Below are 17,412 nucleotides of genomic sequence, written 5' to 3'. Positions count from 1 at the left end.
AATTGATCGTGCCTAAAATGCTTGCCCGTTTAACCCTGAGTCTGGGTCTTGTTCTCCTGAGTGGCAGTCTGGCAACGGCACAAGTGGTGTTACCGCGCACCCTTGAACTCAATGCCAAGGAGATGGAGCAAAATGGTTTTATTGTGGCGCAAGAAGCCCTGCAACTGGCACAGTTCCAGCAATTTCAAGAGGCGTTGGTGCGGGCAAAACTGGCAGTGCAGTTGGCACCTCAAGCCCACGAAATTTGGGCATTGCTGGGGGGACTCTACCTCACGGTCAATCAACCCAAGGATGCAGTGCCAGCCCTAGAGCAGTCTTTGAAACTCAATGATAAAAATCCGGGGGCTTATTTCAACTTAGGCTCTGCCCATTTTCGCCTCGGACATTATGGAGCCTCAGTACGGGCGATCGAGCAGGGATTGGCACTGAAACCCGATGCCAAAGAGGAATGGTTCAACCTTGGCAACGCCTATCTAAAACTGGGACAAAAGGATCGGGCGATCGAGCAATACCGCCGCTCATTGCGCTTGGATCGTCAGTTTTGGCCAGCCTATACCAACATTGGCCTCGTGCTCTATGAACAAGGCAATATCCGCCAAGCGGCAAAAAACTGGGAACAGGCGGCAAACATTGACCCCAAAGCCAGTGAGCCGAAACTTGCTTTGGCCACAGCCCTGCTGCAACTGGGGAATGAAGCGAGGGCACTACAACTGGCAGCGGAAGCCCTGCGTCTCGATAGCCGCTACGGCACGGTGGAATTCCAGCGGGAAAACCTCTGGGGCGATCGCCTAGTGGCCGATACGCAAACCCTATTGGCCAAGCCCCCTCTGCGGGCACTGATGAGCCAACTCCAACCTGAGCAATCTGCCCTTCCTCAGCCCTAGAATGATTGAGATTCGTGCGGCAGAGATCACTGACCTTGCCAGCATTGCCCAATTAGTGGCCTTGAGTTTTCACCCCGGTGGTGGTTGGCAAGCCCTTTGGCGCAGCTTTGTCCAGTTGGGGATGGAGCAGGATTTGCGCGATCGCTGGCAGCGCGAGCGTCCCCACTACCAGTGTTGGCTAGCCGTCATATCCATGGGAACGTCTGCTCTATGTGTGGGGAGTGTGGAAGTGCAGCTCCGTGAGATCAAGGGTGAACCCAAACCTTACCTGTCCAATTTGGCGGTGCATCCGGACTACCGGCGGCGTGGCATTGGCCGTCGCTTGTTGCACACTGTTGAGGGCAGCCTTTGCTCTACCTATTGCGATCTCTATCTGCACGTCCTTGCTCACAATCAAGCAGCACAGCAGTTATATGCCCGCTGTGGCTTTGCAGTGGTTGAGGAAGGCTTCACCTTTTGGGGAGAGCGGAAATTGCTCCTACGGAAGTCCCTTGCGGGCGATCGCCCCTATTCTCCGTCACCCATGTCATCGTGGGTATGAGTCACCGTATTGGCGGAGACAACTGCCCCTTGGTCTAGCTTTTGCCGCACCTGCTGTTCGACCTCTTGGGCAAAGCTGGGGTTCTCCTCCATGTATTTAATCGTGTTGTCGCGGCCTTGGGCCAAATTTTCGCCGTTGTAGGAATACCAAGCCCCTTTGCGGCTAATCACACCGGTTTCCTCGGCCATATCAAGAATGCAGCCAAGATTGGAAATACCCTTACCAAAAATAATGTCAAACTCGGCAATGCGAAAGGGCGGTGCCACCTTGTTTTTGGCCACCTTAACTTTGGCGCGAATCCCAAATTCCTCCGTTCCCTTCTTCAGGGTTTGCACCCGCCGAATATCCAAACGCACTGAGGCGTAGAACTTAAGTGCTGTTCCCCCCGTTGTCGTTTCTGGGTTACCGTAGGTAATACCAATTTTTTGCCGCAATTGGTTCAAAAAAATCACGGTGCAGCCCGTTTTGCCAATATTGCCGGTAATTTTGCGCAGGCCTTGGCTCATGAGGCGCGCTTGCAGCCCCACATGGCTGTCGCCCATTTCCCCTTCTAGTTCAGCGCGGGGCACCAAGGCAGCAACGGAGTCCACCACCACAATATCTACGGCTGTCGAGCGCACCAGTTGATCAACAATTTCTAGACCCACTTCGCCAGTGTCTGGCTGGGCAACCAGTAGGTTTTCAATGTCCACGCCGAGGGCAGCCGCATAGGTGGGATCAAGAGCATGTTCAGCATCGACAAAGGCAGCCACGCCACCGGCTTTTTGGACTTCAGCTACGGCATGGAGCGCCAAGGTAGTTTTCCCCGAACTTTCAGGGCCATAAATTTCAATGATCCGCCCCTTCGGCAGTCCACCCCCCAAAGCAAGGTCAAGGGTGAGTGCCCCGCTAGAGATGGTTTCCACTTTCATGCGGGTGGCATCCCCAAGGCGCATGATGCTGCCCTTACCAAAGTTGCGTTCGATTTGGGAGACGGCAAGCTCAAGGGCTTTGCGCTTTTCGGGGGAAAGGGTGGTGTCACTCATAGCAAGCTGAAGAAGTTGGCACTTTTCTAGGTTAGCGGATTGGCGAAATTGATGGCTTAAGCTGCGAGGGTGAGTTAGATCAGCTTGCGACGCACAACGATGGCATTATCACCCACCACCGGATCGCGGACAAGCAGGTGACCTTCGGTATCCACCACAATCACGGTCTGATACCCCAAGTCATGGGCAGTTTGCCAAAGGTTCTGGGCTAGTTGATCCTGCTTTGTAGGACTGAGATCATACCAACTGTTGGCCAGCATCAATTCCAAGCGCTGTTCGCTGGGGGTGAGGGTGAGGGTGGGATCAAGAGCGTTGCTGTAGCGATCGCAAAGGGCCAGCAATTGTTGGCGGACGGTGAGGCTGTCACTGACGAAAGTGGAAGGAGCGATCGCCCCTAGTGACGGAGTGGGTGTCGGTGTCGGCTGGGGTATTGGGGCGGGTGTTGCCGCCACTGGTGTGGGTGCCGGGCGGGGTTGCACAAGGACACTGGGTTGGGGACGCTGGGTTGCTTTCACCGTTGGCCGAGGGGGAGATTGAAACCAACTCAGGGGATTCAACCAGAGCAAAATGAGAAGTAGGGCGATCGCGATCCCAGTTAGAGTAGCGCGGTTATAACGCTCCTGGAGATGACTCGGCAGCCGTTGCTGCACCCAGCCCATTCCCTGCCACCATAGGGCTGCCCCTCGACTGACCCATGAACGTTCCGGAGTCAACTGCTCTGGGGCGATCGCCCGTTGTGTGGCCACCCCCTTGAGTTGCTCTGTGGCCTTGCTAAGCAGGTTATTGATCCCCTGTAGCATGGCGATCGCTTCCCGTAACAGCAGGGGGAAAAGTTTTTGCCAAAGGGTGGGCTTGGGGGTCATTTGGGAGCGCCAATCGATCGTATGAGCTATTTTTGATCCTACGGCATCAGATCGCCGCAAATCGCTGCTGCAAAACCGCCGCTGACTGCTACCATGATCCCAAGACAAACCGAGATAACAACGTGAAGGGCATTCAGCAATTTAATATTGAAGGATTCCAGCGGCAAATTCGCAGTGCCCCTGTGCCTGTGATCGTGCATTTTTGGGCTCCTTGGTGTGGCCTCTGCCGCCTCATTGATCCCCTGCTGGATCAACTGGAGCAGTCGCTGCCGCACCGGTTGCAAATTCTTCGGATCAATGCCGATGAAAACTTTGCCCTCAGTCGTCACTTTCAACTGACGAGCCTGCCAACCCTTCTTTTTTTTGAGCGCGGCGAATTGGTGCAGCGGTTTGATCCTGCTCTTGTCAAGGGGGACTTTCGTCAAGCCTTGCAGCAACTGCTTGCCCACTCCTTTCCTAGCCTCTTGCCTGCTGAGTCCCACCGCTCCTAAGACCCGAAGTTGCGATGACTAAGCTGCGTCGCCTCAGTCAGTTTTTAGAGGAACGCTGGGTGACCCCCGCCTATGCGGGACTGCTGCTATTGGGCATGAATCTCTTTCTTTTTGCGGCAGCCATTAATTCGATGGCGGGTTGGCTGTACGTGATTACGGGGATCATTTTTGGTCTGCTCTTGGTGGCGGCGATTCTACCGCCGCGCTATTTGCGGGGATTGGTGCTGGAGCGAGCCAAGGTGGATCCAGTTCATGCGGGCGATCGCCTACGCCTGACCGTCTTTCTGACCAATGCCACCCAAACGCCTCGCCACAATTTGCAAGTGATTGACCCCGTTCCCCGTGGCCTCTGGTCAGCCACCCAGCGCGAATGTCCCCAACAGGCGATCGAGCGGCTGCCACCACAGGAAACAATCACTTGGCAGTACGATCTCATCCCACCGCGACGGGGGATTTATGAGTGGCAACAGCTTCGGCTGCGCACCGCTGCCCCCTTGGGCCTCTTTTGGTGTCAGCGCACATTTCCCGTGCCGCAGCAGGTGGTGGTTTATCCGCAGGTTTTGCAACTGCAACAGTGTCCTTTACTCGATCAACTGGGGCAAGAGATTTCCCAAGAGTGGCGCGATCGCCAGCATCATCTTCACGTTGCCCAAGAGGGCATCACCCGTGCCTTACGTCCCTACCGCTGGGGAGACCCTTTGCGTCTAGTGCATTGGCGCACCAGTGCCCGCTATGGCGAACTGCGAGTGCGCGAGTTTGACACCTTTAGCGGTGGCAATGCGGTGATCATTGCCCTTGATACCCGTCCCCACTGGAGCGGCGAAGACTTTGAGCAGGCGGTGATTGCGGCGGCTAGCCTCTACCTTTACAGTTTGCAACAGCAAATTCCTGTCCAGTTTTGGAGTCCCGCCACGGGGATGCTCCACGGTCAGCCAACGGTACTGCGGGCCCTAGCAGCGATCGCCCCCGGCGACACCGATGCTGAGTATCCCATCGATTCCCTTGTCTGGCTCACCAGTCAATGGCCTAGCCCTGAACCTTTGCCCCCCGGCAGTATCACTGTGCTCTGGGGAGAGCCACCCTCACGGCGGCAAGGGGCAATTCTGTGGATTGATCGCGATCGCCCCCTCGGCAGCCAATTACAAACCCCTATCAGCTACCCCCTGTCTTAGGGCAGCGGGCGCCACTCACCACTGCTAACAAAGGCCGCCCAAAAATAGGGAATTTGCTTACTGGAGTCAGTCATTAACTGCAACTGCGCTTGCCGTAGGGCTTCACTGCGTCCCTTGCCAGCCGCTAGATTTTGATAAAAGGCAACCATCAGTTGTTGGGTCGTGGTGTCATCCACCTTCCAGAGGGAACTCACTTGGGTACGTGCCCCCGCCAAGGTAAAGGCTCGCCGCAAGCCATAGACACCATCGCCATTGAGAATATCGCCACGCCCCGTATCACAGGCGGACATCACCACTAACTCGGTACCATCAAGGTTAATGCCGGTGACTTCAAAAGCCGTTAACACGCCATCATCCACCCCACTCTGCCGTTGATTGAAACCCGCCAAGGCCAAGCCGGAGCGCAACAGTGGATTTTCCCCCCTAAAGGGAGTATTGGCATTGAGACCACGAGTGTTTTGCAGCACTTGGGGAGAGACGGGCGGACTCTCTAGGAAAAATCCATGGGTGGCGAGGTGAAGTACCCGTGGCCGCTGCGTTTGTTTGATGGTAGTTTCGGTGGCACTGCTACCCGTGAGGATCTGCGCTTGGGGCAAGAGCGTGCTTACGGTTTTCACCTCCGTGGCGGTTCCGGGTAACTCCGTAAATGTCAGGCTGCGCAAATCCAGCGATCGCGGGTTCACTCCCCGCTGACTACCGGCCACAGCACGACCACTCCCTTGACTAAACGTGGGATTACCCACTACCAAGGGGGGATTTGCCGGTTTGCCCCGCTGTTGCAGCCGCAGCAAGTCGCGTCCTGAGGTGAGCAGTGTGATCGTATAGGACTGCACCAGATAGCGATCCTGCCGATCCACCAAGGCCTCAAAGGAGAGAGTATTGAGCTGACCGTCGGGAGCCACCAGCAGATGGGTACTGCCCGCTAGGAAGGGTTCCAGAGGAGCCAAGAGGCGCTCATAGGCCGCCTTCAAAGAGGGCTTCGTTACCGTAGCGGGCAATCTTGGATCCGCCATCCGCTGGCGTGCTGCCTTAATGACCGTATCGAGATCAGCGACGGTACCCAAGTCTCGCCATTGGGGAGCACCCCTATTTTTCAGGGCATAGAGGGCGTAGCGGGGGGCTTCCCAGCGGTTGGCTTTCGGGTTGTAGGGCACATACTGGATAAACTCCAATAGCACAGCATTGGCGGGAATCGCTTGCTGCACCGCACTGAGGGTGACGGGGGTAACGTCTAAACGGAAGTTGGCATTTTGACTCACCAGTTGCGCTTCCAGTTGGTTAGCACGCTGTTCGAGTTGGCTAATTTGGCTGGCCGGCGGTGGGCGATCGCGCACAAAGGTGAGGCTAGCAATCTGTGTTCGCACACGAATTAATTCATCCAGTTGCTGCTGCCCCGAGGCATCCAATTGATTGCGCAGGCGACTGGCCGTTGCCGCTAAAACATCCAACAACCGACCTTTACGGCGCAACATGGTGGTCAAGGCTAGGTTGGCCACTGCTGGATTCTGGGGATTCCCCTGCAAATGGAAGGAAATCGCGGTGTTGGTGGAGTCTTGAAACGTGGCCAGATAGTTGCGCTTGTATTCCTCGGAGCCAACCACGAGGTTGCGGCTAAGGTTGACCTCTTCAATCTCAAGGGCACGGTTGAGAGCGGTTAAGGCCTCATTGATTGTCCCCTGTGCCCAGTAGGCTTTGGCTAAATTGGCAAGACTCAGCGCCAAGTAGGGATGTTCGCCACCAAGGGTACGCTGCCGCAGGGCAATACTGCGTTGATAGAGGGGAAGCGCCGCCCCGTAATTGCCTTGGACTCGATAGAGTTCAGCCAAGTTGTTGAGGCTAGTGGCCACATCGGGGTGATCTGTCCCCAGCACTTTTTCGCGGATAGCCAAACTGCGTTGGTAAAGGGGTAGTGCCGCGCCATAATTGCTCTGAGCACGATAGAGTTCGGCAAGGTTATTCAACACCGTTGCCACCAAGGGATGTTCTGCCCCTAAGGCGGGTTCGAGGAGACCCAGACTGCGCTGGTAGAGGGGCAAGGCTGTGGTTAGGCTGCCCTGCAAATGGTACATCACTGCCAAGTTGTGCACACTCAAGCCCACATCGGGATGGGTCTTGCCAAGGGCTTGTTCACGGATGGCAAGGGCGCGTTGATAGAGGGGCAGGGCCTCACCGTAGTTGCCTTGATCGGTGTAGAGGTTGGCGAGGTTATTGAGGCTGGTGGCAACATCGGAATGATTGGCGCCAAGGGCTTGTTCACGGATGGCTAAGCTGCGCTGATAGAGGGGAATCGCCTCACTAAAGTTGCCCAGTTCCTTGTAGGTGACAGCAAGGTTATTCAAAGTTGCAGCCACAGTGGGGTGATGGGCACCTAAAACCCGCTCAGCGATCGCCACCAATTCCCGCGAGGGTGCCACTGCTGCGCCATAATTTCCCTGTTTTTGCAACTGCTCAATCTGATTTGTGAGGGCAATGACATGATTACTATCGCCGCCAAAAGAGGTTTTGCGAATCACGTCTAGTTCACTGACGGCGGCACTATAGCGCTGTTGTAGGGCATCCAACCGCTGCATAATATCGCGCAACTGTTGGGCTTCATTTTGTGCGAGTCCCCGCTGGTAAAATCCTGTGGTTGTGGCGATCGCCAACAGAAGCGCAAAACCACACCGATGACCCGACATCTGTCTCATAAAGCACCTGCCGCTGCTGTCATCTCTATCCTAGACAGCCAACTTTCAGAATGCGTTCCCAATGTAACGACAAATTACAGTTATCCCCTAACCCCTAGGCGTTGCCTATAATAGAAGTGTTACGGTTGTTAACAATTCACGATAATCTCTCATTTGCAACCGAACTTAGCAATAGCAATAGCAGCCTTAATGCCTGACGGGCAGGGTTTTCGGCTATTCTTGGGAACATTCGCAGAAACAACAATCGCAGTTAGGGTAGGCTTATCTAAAGGTCATCAATTTGTAAAGACGTTTAATTCATTTTTCAATTCTTTATTTGTATTGATGAGAACGAAGTGCCTATGAAGTATTTCCACTCACCAATCATCCTAACTGATCAATGTTTCTTTAGGTGATTTTCTGCGTCAACTCAGCCGAGAGTATTTTTATGGATAGTGATGGTTATTTACCAGAGATTCTTACCCTTCTAAGACAATTGCTACCTTTGTTGATTAGCCTTTTAGATGATGCCTTTGCCCTTGTCCTGACCCGCCTCGGTTGCCATCTTCCTTGGCTCGAGAAGATCATGCCTTTTGTCCTCAGTGGAGTGACGCTCTATGTGATCATTCATGGCGGTAAGGTGATCCACGAGTTTTGCCAGCAGAAATGGGAATCACCTCAATCCCCGAATGTATCCCCGTTGCAATAGTGTTAGGAAATCCCCACAAATCCCACTGCATTTTGGTAGTCATTTTTACAATCGTGGGCGATCGCCGTTAAGATCAAGGTGAAGCCTATGACCGGTTGAATGTGGGTGTGGGAAGCGCACGGAAGCCTGTGTCGCCGTACAACGGTGAATTCGAGGCAACCTATGGAACTGCAACGTTCAGTCCCCCCAGCAATTGAGCAAGAATTTATTCGACGTCAGGTGGTGAGTCAACTCCTGCAAGCGCGTTTGCGGGCAACTTGTGGGCTGACGCAGACCTCGACACCCCTTCCCCTAGGGACACCAACGGGCGATCGCCCGCCCCTAAGGCCATTGCAGGAGCCAAGGAATACCAGTGTGATCGAGGCTAGCCAACCCTAGAGTCGGCCACGGGCTTTCAGCAGCAAATAGCGATCCACCAGTTGCTCACTCATTTGATCCGCAGGCGCGTCAAGGACAAGAACCCCCTGTTGCTCCAAGTGGGCAAAGGCACGTTGTCGCTGATGCAGCAGATCGAGAGCGACGGCCTGTTCATAGAGGCTGGTCACTTGATCCACGGCAGCTAAGGGCTGTGGCATCAACGGGCGGTGGGCAAGGGTTTCAATGTAGCGATCGCGCAAGGCAACGCAGAAGGGTAGAAAACGCGGCGTAAGGCGCGCCATGGCTGCGAGGAGTTCTTGGGAAGCCACTTCATCAATGACCTCTGTGAGAACCACCACAAGGGCACGGCGGGTATAGTGTCCCAAGATCGCGCTGACGGTGCCCACATAGTCAGATTCTTCGAGAATGGGTTCACAGCGATACACCTGACTCAGAATCTGTCCCAGATGGGAATCGCCACTTTGAGGCGCAATCCACGTGTGCAGTTGCTGATCAAAAATCCCCAAGCCCACCTTATCCCCCCGTCGCAAGCCCGTCAGCGCCAGTGCCAATGCCGCGTTTAAGCCCCAGTCAAAGCGTTTCAAACCAGCGACAGTAGCGGTCATCAAGCGGCCTCGATCCAAGAGAATAATCAGGGGTTGATCCCGTTCGGGCTCCATGGCGCGCACAAGAGGCCGTCCGCGGCGGGCACTCGCTTTCCAGTCCATGAGGCGCAGATCATCCCCCAAGTGGTACTCCCGCAATTCGGCAAACTCGGTGCCCCCCAAGGCATAGCGTCGTCGCCGCAAGCTGCCACTGGATTCTAGGCTCAGGCGAATCGAGAGCGATCGCAAGCCCATCAAATCGGGATAGACTTCCACTTTAGTCACAACGGGTGCAAACCAGCGTCGCCACGCCAAGCCCCAAGAACTGCGCAGCCGCACATCGCAGCCTGACCATTGAAAGGCACCCCGTCGCGGTGGAAACACATGGTAGAGCAATTCCAACGTACTCTGGGCTGAGGCCGCAAAGGCAAAGTAGGGGATTTCACCCGTAAACTCAGCAGGCACATAGTCGTAGAGTTCAACCCAAATCTGCTCATTCAAGGAAACCTGACCACGGGTGTGCAGCCTGAGGCGAATCGGGTTTTGCCGACCAATGGAGAGCCGTGACTCACAGGCGCGATCGAGGGTCAGTTGCCAGCGACCGATGCGGATATAGTCCCACAGGGACAGGCCGAAAATGACCAGATCGTACAGTCCCATCAGGAGCCATCCCAGCCCCAGAGGCCAGTGGTGCAACCATTCCCGCAACTTCCCTTGGGGAACCGCCTCGGCGATCGGCCATAGCTCTGCTGGCAGAAAGCTGGTCAGCACTGGAAAGAGAAGCCCCAGCAGCAACAGGCCATAGAAGCCAACCGTGGGCACCCAGCGGGGGCGATGGCGACCAAACTGATAACTGGCAGGTGCTTTCATCGGGGGACAGCAACTTTCGCGAGAATACCTTGGATCACTTGGGGCAGCGTGGTGCCGTCTAACTGGGCTTCGGGCTTGAGGATTAAGCGGTGTTGCAGTAGCGGGGTGGCGATCGCCTTCACATCCTCAGGGGTGACATAGCTGCGATCCTCTAACCATGCTTGGGCTTGGGTGGCACGTAACCAGCCCACCGCCGCTCGTGGGGAAGCCCCCAACAGCAGTTCGGGATGTTGACGACTGGCCTGCACCAAGGCCAACAGATACTCCAACACCGCAGGCGCCACATGGACTTGCCGCACTTGCTGCCGTGCTGCCAAGACTTGCTCAACGGTAATCAACGGCTCCAAATTGAGTTGATCGAGATCCCGCGCCTCAAAGCCCCCAAGGGCATTTTCAAGCATTTGCCGTTCTGAAGTTGGCTCTGGGTAGGGGACGACTAGCTTAAAGAGAAAGCGATCCAGTTGGGCTTCTGGCAGCGGATATGTCCCTTCAAATTCCAAAGGGTTTTGGGTGGCCACTGTCCAAAATAAACCCGAGAGGGGGAGAGTGGTGCCGTCAAGGGTTACCTGCCGTTCTTCCATGGCTTCGAGGAGAGCCGCTTGGGTCTTAGGCGGTGTGCGGTTAATTTCATCCGCCAGCAGCACTTGGGTAAAAATTGGCCCCTTGCGCAGGCGAAATGTGCGACTGTTAAAGTCAAAGATACTCGTACCGAGAATATCGGCGGGGAGGACATCGGGGGTGAGTTGGATCCGGCGAAATTCCGCTGCAATCAGGCGAGCGAGGAGCTTCACAAGGAGGGTTTTGGCGGTTCCCGGCACCCCCTCAAGGATGACATGGCCTTCGGCGAGGAGTGCCACAACCAACCCTTGGGCGATCGCCCCTTGACCGACAACAATCTCATTGAGACGCTGCTGAAGGCGATGAAAAAGCTCTTTCACACCCGTTCTGTCACTGCTAAACTCTCCCAATGCTAGCAGAGGTCTTGACAATCTCCCCTTGATGACAATCAATAAATTATCGTCTAGGAAAATTGGCTAAAATACAGATCGAGGGACTTTTGGCAAACCTGTGACGACAACGACTTCTCCAATTGCCACCGCTGCCCAACAAATCGTCCAGCATCCGCAGCACAGCCGTCTTTTTAAGCTACTGTATGCCCTGCAGCAGAATCAGTGGCCGACCCAAACACCGCCGTGGACCGTGAGCGAGGTACAACAGGCCGTGATCCAAATTCTTGAGCGGCTGAAAACCCCCACCCTTTTGGGACAGCGCCTAACGGCCATTGTCAATAGTCTCAACAAAGCACAGGCTTATCAGGTTCTCTCAGCGGCACTCCTGCAAATTTTGGTGCCCCTCTACACCCAATCCCCAACGGCCACACTGACCATCGAGGCGCCAACCTTCAGCACCGCCGATCTCTACGATTTGCGCTTGGAAGTCACTCGCTACTGTACCCCCCTGCAGATGAAGCTTCTTGTGGCTGCCCTGTTGACCACCAAACCGGTGCATGCTCAAGGCCTAGAGCGGTTTACCCTCATTGATTTACTGCAACGGCTGACTCGCCGCTATGGGGATTTAGAGATCTTGCAGACGCAGATGGCCGCTGCTTTGGCGCGCTTGCCCGATGACCCTCTCTATGCCAGTGCCGGCGATCGCCTGATCAAACTCCTAAGCACGCTCTATCAACGGTATCCACAAAACCAACCCCCAGAGGATACCCTTGGCAGTACCCCACCCACTGTTATTCCAGCCGTCACTTCACAGACAGACGCAGAGGAAGAACTCACCTGCCAACTCTTTCTCCAGAGTCAATGAGCACCTGCTAAGGTTCCTTTGGGATATTCCGCCCTTTTCTGGTAAAGAGATTCTGTACTTAGCGGGGAATCCTTGGCGATCGCGGTAGAACAGAAGGGAAGGGCTGACTACTAATCGCGTTAATTCTTTGCGAGGATTCCCACAATGACCAGTCTCATTCCGCCCGGTTGTCCCACGGTGCTGACGGAAGACGATCGCACCGGTACGAGTATTGAAACGCTGCGCCGCGCCTTTATGGATAATCTCTTCTTTATCCAAGGGCGGTTCCCCGAAGTGGCGACGAAAAATGATTACTACTTGGCCTTGGCCTACACCGTGCGCGATCGCCTGCTGTTGCGCTGGCTGAATTCTGCCAAAACCTATCGAGATCAAGAAAGCCGCACTGTTTGCTATCTTTCAGCGGAATTTTTACTGGGGCCACACCTTGGCAATAACCTAATTAACCTTGGGCTCTATGAAGCCGTTGAGGAAGCCATGCGGCAAACGGGTTTAAACCTCAAGGAACTCCTTGATCAGGAGGAAGAGCCGGGCTTGGGCAATGGTGGCTTGGGTCGCTTGGCCGCCTGCTATATGGATTCCCTCGCCACATTGGAAATCCCCGCCATTGGCTACGGCATTCGCTATGAGTACGGCATCTTTGACCAAGAGATTCGCGATGGCTGGCAAGTGGAAATTACGGATAAGTGGTTACGCTACGGCAACCCGTGGGAAATTCCGCGGCCAGAGTTGATTTTGCAGGTAAAGTTTGGCGGCCATACCTATAGCTACACCGATGATCAGGGTCGCTACCGAGTGGTTTGGCACCCCCATCAAGTGGTGCAGGGGGTAGCCTATGACACCCCAATCTTGGGCTACAAGGTGAATACCGCCAATCTTCTGCGTCTGTGGCGGGCAGAGGCGGTGGAGTCCTTTGACTTTCAAGCCTTTAACACGGGCGATTACTACGGTGCCGTCAATCAAAAAATTGCCTCGGAAAACATCACCAAGGTGCTCTATCCCAACGATGAGCAATTGCAGGGCAAAGAACTGCGGCTGATGCAGCAATATTTCTTCTGCTCCTGTGCCCTTCAGGACATGATCCGCCTCTACAAGCAATCGGGGAATAAGAATCTCAGCCGCTTCCACGAAAAGTTCACCGTGCAGTTGAATGATACCCACCCGGCGATTTCGGTGGCAGAACTGATGCGCCTGTTGGTGGATGAGCATCTCATGCCTTGGGATCAGGCGTGGGACATTACTTGCAAGACATTTGCCTACACCAACCACACCCTCTTGCCCGAGGCACTGGAAAAATGGCCGCTAGATCTCTTTGGCTCACTACTACCCCGCCACTTGCAAATCATCTACGAAATTAACCAACGCTTCCTCGATCAGGTGCGCCTGCAATATCCGGGGGATAACGATCGCCTGCGGCGGCTGTCGATTATTGATGAAAGTGGCTGTCGTTATGTGCGCATGGCACACTTGGCAGCGGTGGGGAGTCATGCCATCAACGGAGTGGCGGCGCTGCACTCAGAACTCTTGAAACAAACGGTGCTCAAGGATTTCTACGAACTGACGCCGCAGAAATTTTCCAATAAAACCAATGGCGTCACCCCTCGGCGCTGGATGGTGCTTAGTAATCCCGGATTAACTCGCCTGATTACCGAACGCATTGGCGAAGATTGGGTGAAACACTTGGATCAACTGCGGCGATTGGAACCCTTGGCAGAGGATCGCGACTTTGCGGCTCAGTGGCGATCGGTGAAGCATGGAAATAAGGAACGCCTTGCGGAATACATTCGCGATCGCGTGGGCGTGAAGGTGGATCCCCATTCCCTCTTCTCCATTTTGGTGAAGCGCATCCACGAATACAAGCGGCAGCACCTGTGTGTCCTTAAAATAATCACGCTCTACCAGATGTTAAAAGACAACCCACAACTGGAGATGGTACCCCAAACGTTTATTTTTGGCGGTAAGGCGGCGCCGGGCTACTACATGGCCAAGCTAATCATCAAGCTCATCAACTCGGTAGCCGACGTGATTAACCGTGATCCAGCGGTGCGCGATCGCCTGAAGGTGGTCTTTTTACCCGACTACAATGTGACTCTGGGACAGCGCGTCTATCCCGCAGCGGATCTCTCACAGCAGATCTCAACGGCAGGCTACGAGGCCTCAGGGACAGGGAATATGAAATTTGCCCTCAATGGGGCGCTGACGATTGGAACCCTCGATGGTGCCAATGTGGAGATTCGTGAAGAAGTAGGAGCAGAAAACTTCTTCCTCTTTGGCAATAGGGTGGAGCAATTGCAGGAATTGTGGCGTAACGGCTACCGTCCGTGGGAGTTTGCCAATAATAACCCGATGCTGAAGCGAGTCCTTGACCTCATCGGCTCTGGTTACTTTTCCCATGGGGATACGGAACTCTTTCGCCCAATTGTGGAACACCTCTGGCAAAACGATCGCTATTGCCTCTTGGCAGACTACCAAAGCTACATGGACTGCCATCAACAGGTGCTTCAGGTGTATCAAGATCAAGCCCAATGGGCAAAAATGTCGATTCTGAATGTGGCACGGATGGGCAAATTTTCTAGCGATCGCGCCATTCGCGAGTACTGCCAAGACATCTGGCACGTTGAACCGGTGAAAATTGTTCTACCGGAAACGTCCTATATGACGCCCGCTGTGCAGTAGACTGGCCGTCTCTGGCTCAATCTGAAATCACCCTGATGCTCCCCCTCTGCGCGAGGGGGGGTTTCGCAGCAAAACGTTAAGGTTCTCGAGGCTGGTAATCTCGACAGTCTTGGCAGGAGCCTTGAGGGTTCACAGCACACCGCAACAAGGGTGAAAGCGCATTCCAGCGGCAGGAGGGATCTCCAATCACCCACTGTCCATTGACGAGATGGCGATCGCTCGTGGTGTCACTATGCTGCACATAGAGGGCAATTTTTTCCAGTTGATAACGTCCACCACGAAACCGGTAGCGATGACGGCGTTCTAACACGGTATAGGTTTCCCCTTCATGATCCACATGGCAACCAGGTTGGGGTGTCCAGTCGAGATAAACATGACCCAGCGATCGCCGCGGGTTAATCAGGTGCAACTCTGTCGGTAAGTCGGATGGGGTTGCCATGGCTTCAGGTTGATCGCGGCCTTAGGATCGCCTGTCAACTGTGTTGGGCATAACTAACGATCAATCTATCGTATCCTAGCAGTGGCAACATTTCCACCTCCCGTAATTTTTTATGGCAAAACTGTCCACTGACCTCGAACGTGCCTTTTTGAGTCCTGTGCCCAGCCTCAGCGATGGCGAGGTGTTAACGCAGCAACTGGTGTCCTTGGGGGATATTCTGCAGTTGGCGGGAGAGCGAACCTTCGGCTTTTTGCTGGCTGTACTTTCATTGCCCTCGGCGCTGCCTATTCCAGCCCCCGGTTACTCCACCCCCTTTGGCATTGTGCTGTTACTGTTGGGCTGGCAATTGCTCGTGGGTGCCTCAACCCCTTGGTTGCCCCCGCGGCTGCTCAAGCGCACGATGCCGCGATCCCAGATTCAAAAGATTGTGCGCACAGCTTTGCCTTGGCTGCAGCGGGTTGAATTGATCTCCCGTCCCCGCTTGCGCCCCATTTGCACGACCCGAGGCGGACGTTTGGGCTTGGGAGTTGCCGTGTCACTGATGGCAATCTCGATGATTTTGCCCGTTCCCGGCACCAACACCATTCCAGCGATGGGCATTTTTACGATTGGCTTTGGATTGTTGGATGACGATGGTTTGATTAGTCTGGCAGGGGTGGTCATCTCCTTGATTGGTTTAGCAGTCACCACATCCATTCTCATTGCCCTTGCTTGGGGGGGAAATAGCCTCCTCGATGTATTGAAGGCTTGGCTGCATCCGTAATATAGGAGGTAATCTCCTTCACGACTCAAAGCAAATGAGAACCCTATCTCCTCCCAAGTCCTGTGGCCGATGGTTGAGTGCCGTGGGGGCGATCGCGCTATTAGGGTTGCAGCCCCTCAAAACAGCCGCCAATACCTCGGCAGAAGACTTACCGCCAGCGGTTGCCGAGGCGATCGCGCTGCCGGTCAATGAAAAGCAAGTTGTGGTTAGCGAGCAACCCTCGGCAGTGGGCTTGACCGTACCGAGTCTCTGGTGGGCAGTTCAGCAGTTTGGGGATGGGGTGATTCAGCGCTGGCAGGCTTTTCCGTCCATCACAGCGCCGGGGGGTAGAGTTGAAGCCTTTGTGTCGCCGTCTGCTTGGGGACGCCTGCCCTATTTACGGCGTTTTGCCCTGATCAATCAGTTGGGGAATGCCAGTCGCAGCTTTGGTTATCAGTTGATCCTGCGCGATCGCGCAGCGCGCCCTTTGGGCGATCGCCGGCAGGTCATTTATGGTGCCTACACCTGTCAATTTGATGCCCTACCCCTTGAATATCTGCCAGAAGTCACCGATGCCGCAGGCAACCCGATTCCTTTTTTCCCACCCAGTACCGAACTCGACTGTCAAGTATGGGTGAATCCCAATATTCCCGTCATGTTCCCAACTCAAGAACTTCGCTAAAAGGACTGTATCTAGGCCAGAGTCGCCTTTTCCATCACTGTTAATAATTCCTGCCATAGCTTTTGGGTCACAGGGCCTGGACAGGCGGGAAAGATCACCTCATCCACTTGGCGAATCGGCATTAGCAGGCGCACCGATGAACTCAGAAAGCCCTCACTGGCTCTCGCCAGATCCTGTGGGGTGAGAATCACTTCCCGATGGGGCATGCCCAAGTTTGCAACGATCTGCAACAGCGTCGCTCGCGTAATTCCGTGGAGCATCCCAACAGCAGTGGGGGGTGTCTCGACCACACCCTCACGGACAATCCAGAGGTTACTGGTCGTGGCCTCGGTCATCTGCCCTTGGGCATTGAGCAACAGGGCGTCGTCAAACCCAGCTTGCTGCGCTTCCAATAGCGCCAAGATATTGTTGAGGTAATTGCCCGTTTTGGCGGCAGGATCAAGGGCAGCGGTGCTCGTGCGTTGCCGCTTGCCTATGGTCAGGCAAATTCCCTGTTCGCTCAATGTTGGTTCGGGGGCGATCGCCATCAACACAATCAATAACCTTGGTTGGGTCGTTGGTTCTGGCAGTAACCCAATCCGCTGGTCGGCGCCACGGGTCACGACAATCCGAATGTAATATTCTCCCGCTGGGGCAGCCGCTAAGGTGCGTTGCACTTCTTGGGTAATGTGCTCATCAGACCACGGCACGCTCATGTAGAGATAGGCGGCTGAGGCGCGCAACCGTGCGAGGTGCTCTGGTAGGGCAAAGGGAATCCCGCGGTAGGTACGAATCACTTCATAAACACTATCACCGTAGAGAAACCCGCGATCAAAAACAGAAATCGAGGCCTCTGGCGTAATCACCCCATCCAAATTGCAGAGCAACACTCGCCCTCT

17 protein-coding genes are annotated in these 17,412 nt (G+C 54.8%); 10 read left to right on the top strand and 7 right to left on the bottom strand.

The features are described 5' to 3' along the window. Positions 1–17 precede the first annotated feature (17 nt). Complete coding sequence (locus RHK62_RS11025; RefSeq protein ID WP_302676020.1) at positions 18–884, top strand: tetratricopeptide repeat protein; 867 nt, start codon at positions 18–20, stop codon at positions 882–884. Between the two features lies 1 nt (position 885). Continuing rightward, complete coding sequence (locus RHK62_RS11020) at positions 886–1,425, top strand: N-acetyltransferase (protein ID WP_302678149.1); 540 nt, start codon at positions 886–888, stop codon at positions 1,423–1,425. Here RHK62_RS11020 and recA read toward each other — a convergent pair. Further along, complete coding sequence (gene recA / locus RHK62_RS11015; RefSeq protein ID WP_206199939.1) at positions 1,392–2,450, bottom strand: recombinase RecA; 1,059 nt, start codon at positions 2,448–2,450, stop codon at positions 1,392–1,394. The two genes, RHK62_RS11020 and recA, sit on opposite strands and share 34 nt — an antisense overlap. A 74-nt stretch (positions 2,451–2,524) precedes the next feature. Continuing rightward, a complete protein-coding gene (locus tag RHK62_RS11010; protein ID WP_206199938.1) occupies positions 2,525–3,313 on the bottom strand; it encodes a hypothetical protein in 789 nt (262 codons plus the stop codon). A gap of 32 nt (positions 3,314–3,345) precedes the next feature. Here RHK62_RS11010 and RHK62_RS11005 point away from each other — a divergent pair, with 32 nt between their 5' ends. Continuing rightward, a complete protein-coding gene (locus RHK62_RS11005) occupies positions 3,346–3,804 on the top strand; it encodes a co-chaperone YbbN (RefSeq protein ID WP_225901551.1) in 459 nt (152 codons plus the stop codon). 14 nt (positions 3,805–3,818) lie between these two features. Beyond that, entirely contained in the window at positions 3,819–4,976 is a 1,158-nt protein-coding gene (locus RHK62_RS11000) for a DUF58 domain-containing protein (protein WP_310453715.1), read from the top strand. Here the strand turns inward: RHK62_RS11000 and RHK62_RS10995 are convergent. Further along, the gene (locus tag RHK62_RS10995) at positions 4,973–7,654 is read right to left on the bottom strand and encodes a CHAT domain-containing tetratricopeptide repeat protein (protein ID WP_310453714.1); all 2,682 of its coding nucleotides are present in this window, start codon (positions 7,652–7,654) and stop codon (positions 4,973–4,975) included. The genes RHK62_RS11000 and RHK62_RS10995 overlap by 4 nt on opposite strands. Before the next feature lie 436 nt (positions 7,655–8,090). Between RHK62_RS10995 and RHK62_RS10990 the strand changes: the two genes are divergently transcribed. Both RHK62_RS10990 and RHK62_RS10985 read left to right on the top strand, forming a co-directional pair. Beyond that, positions 8,091–8,351, top strand: a complete 261-nt coding sequence (locus RHK62_RS10990; protein WP_206199935.1) for a hypothetical protein — start codon at positions 8,091–8,093, stop codon at positions 8,349–8,351. A 162-nt stretch (positions 8,352–8,513) separates the two neighbouring features. Beyond that, positions 8,514–8,729 carry a hypothetical protein gene (locus RHK62_RS10985; protein WP_206199934.1) on the top strand — a complete coding sequence of 72 codons (216 nt, stop codon included), beginning with the start codon at positions 8,514–8,516 and terminating at the stop codon, positions 8,727–8,729. On the opposite strand, the gene RHK62_RS10980 is transcribed toward RHK62_RS10985, so the two are convergent. After that, positions 8,726–10,183 (bottom strand): DUF58 domain-containing protein, encoded by a 1,458-nt coding sequence (locus RHK62_RS10980; RefSeq protein WP_302678144.1) that lies wholly within the window; start codon positions 10,181–10,183, stop codon positions 8,726–8,728. The two genes, RHK62_RS10985 and RHK62_RS10980, sit on opposite strands and share 4 nt — an antisense overlap. Beyond that, on the bottom strand, positions 10,180–11,121 hold the full coding sequence (locus RHK62_RS10975) for a MoxR family ATPase (protein WP_302676030.1): 942 nt from the start codon (positions 11,119–11,121) through the stop codon (positions 10,180–10,182). The genes RHK62_RS10980 and RHK62_RS10975 overlap by 4 nt, the downstream gene beginning before the upstream one ends. Positions 11,122–11,251: 130 nt before the next feature. On the opposite strand from RHK62_RS10975, the gene RHK62_RS10970 reads away from it, so the two are divergent. Both RHK62_RS10970 and RHK62_RS10965 read left to right on the top strand, forming a co-directional pair. After that, the gene (locus RHK62_RS10970) at positions 11,252–11,998 is read left to right on the top strand and encodes a hypothetical protein (protein ID WP_302678143.1); all 747 of its coding nucleotides are present in this window, start codon (positions 11,252–11,254) and stop codon (positions 11,996–11,998) included. Between the two features lie 144 nt (positions 11,999–12,142). After that, a complete protein-coding gene (locus RHK62_RS10965) occupies positions 12,143–14,671 on the top strand; it encodes a glycogen/starch/alpha-glucan phosphorylase (protein ID WP_310453713.1) in 2,529 nt (842 codons plus the stop codon). Between the two features lie 76 nt (positions 14,672–14,747). On the opposite strand, the gene RHK62_RS10960 is transcribed toward RHK62_RS10965, so the two are convergent. Beyond that, positions 14,748–15,110 (bottom strand): DUF6464 family protein, encoded by a 363-nt coding sequence (locus tag RHK62_RS10960; RefSeq protein WP_302676033.1) that lies wholly within the window; start codon positions 15,108–15,110, stop codon positions 14,748–14,750. 112 nt (positions 15,111–15,222) lie between these two features. Here RHK62_RS10960 and RHK62_RS10955 point away from each other — a divergent pair, with 112 nt between their 5' ends. Next, on the top strand, positions 15,223–15,873 hold the full coding sequence (locus tag RHK62_RS10955) for an exopolysaccharide biosynthesis protein (RefSeq protein WP_310453712.1): 651 nt from the start codon (positions 15,223–15,225) through the stop codon (positions 15,871–15,873). 34 nt (positions 15,874–15,907) lie between these two features. Next, positions 15,908–16,534, top strand: a complete 627-nt coding sequence (locus RHK62_RS10950; protein WP_206199928.1) for a hypothetical protein — start codon at positions 15,908–15,910, stop codon at positions 16,532–16,534. 11 nt (positions 16,535–16,545) lie between these two features. Here the strand turns inward: RHK62_RS10950 and RHK62_RS10945 are convergent, their stop codons facing one another. Then, positions 16,546–17,403, bottom strand: a complete 858-nt coding sequence (locus RHK62_RS10945) for an aminotransferase class IV (protein WP_302676036.1) — start codon at positions 17,401–17,403, stop codon at positions 16,546–16,548. Between the last annotated feature and the right edge of the window lie 9 nt (positions 17,404–17,412).

This window comes from Thermosynechococcus sp. HY213, assembly GCF_031460975.1.
In the GTDB taxonomy this organism is placed as follows: domain Bacteria; phylum Cyanobacteriota; class Cyanobacteriia; order Thermosynechococcales; family Thermosynechococcaceae; genus Thermosynechococcus.
The sequence above is the reverse complement of the archived record's forward strand: the minus strand, read 5'-3'. Positions and strand labels throughout refer to the sequence as shown.

Bases quoted from the DNA above. Each gene is read 5' to 3' on its own strand.
- RHK62_RS10985 (WP_206199934.1), top strand. From the start codon at position 8,514: ATGGAACTGCAACGTTCAGTCCCCCCAGCAATTGAGCAAGAATTTATT.
- RHK62_RS11020 (WP_302678149.1), top strand. From the start codon at position 886: ATGATTGAGATTCGTGCGGCAGAGATCACTGACCTTGCCAGCATTGCC.
- RHK62_RS10960 (WP_302676033.1), bottom strand. From the start codon at position 15,110: ATGGCAACCCCATCCGACTTACCGACAGAGTTGCACCTGATTAACCCG.
- RHK62_RS10980 (WP_302678144.1), bottom strand. From the start codon at position 10,183: ATGAAAGCACCTGCCAGTTATCAGTTTGGTCGCCATCGCCCCCGCTGG.
- RHK62_RS10950 (WP_206199928.1), top strand. From the start codon at position 15,908: ATGAGAACCCTATCTCCTCCCAAGTCCTGTGGCCGATGGTTGAGTGCC.
- recA (WP_206199939.1), bottom strand. From the start codon at position 2,450: ATGAGTGACACCACCCTTTCCCCCGAAAAGCGCAAAGCCCTTGAGCTT.
- RHK62_RS10965 (WP_310453713.1), top strand. From the start codon at position 12,143: ATGACCAGTCTCATTCCGCCCGGTTGTCCCACGGTGCTGACGGAAGAC.
- RHK62_RS11025 (WP_302676020.1), top strand. From the start codon at position 18: ATGCTTGCCCGTTTAACCCTGAGTCTGGGTCTTGTTCTCCTGAGTGGC.
- RHK62_RS11000 (WP_310453715.1), top strand. From the start codon at position 3,819: ATGACTAAGCTGCGTCGCCTCAGTCAGTTTTTAGAGGAACGCTGGGTG.
- RHK62_RS11010 (WP_206199938.1), bottom strand. From the start codon at position 3,313: ATGACCCCCAAGCCCACCCTTTGGCAAAAACTTTTCCCCCTGCTGTTA.
- RHK62_RS10995 (WP_310453714.1), bottom strand. From the start codon at position 7,654: ATGTCGGGTCATCGGTGTGGTTTTGCGCTTCTGTTGGCGATCGCCACA.
- RHK62_RS10990 (WP_206199935.1), top strand. From the start codon at position 8,091: ATGGATAGTGATGGTTATTTACCAGAGATTCTTACCCTTCTAAGACAA.
- RHK62_RS10955 (WP_310453712.1), top strand. From the start codon at position 15,223: ATGGCAAAACTGTCCACTGACCTCGAACGTGCCTTTTTGAGTCCTGTG.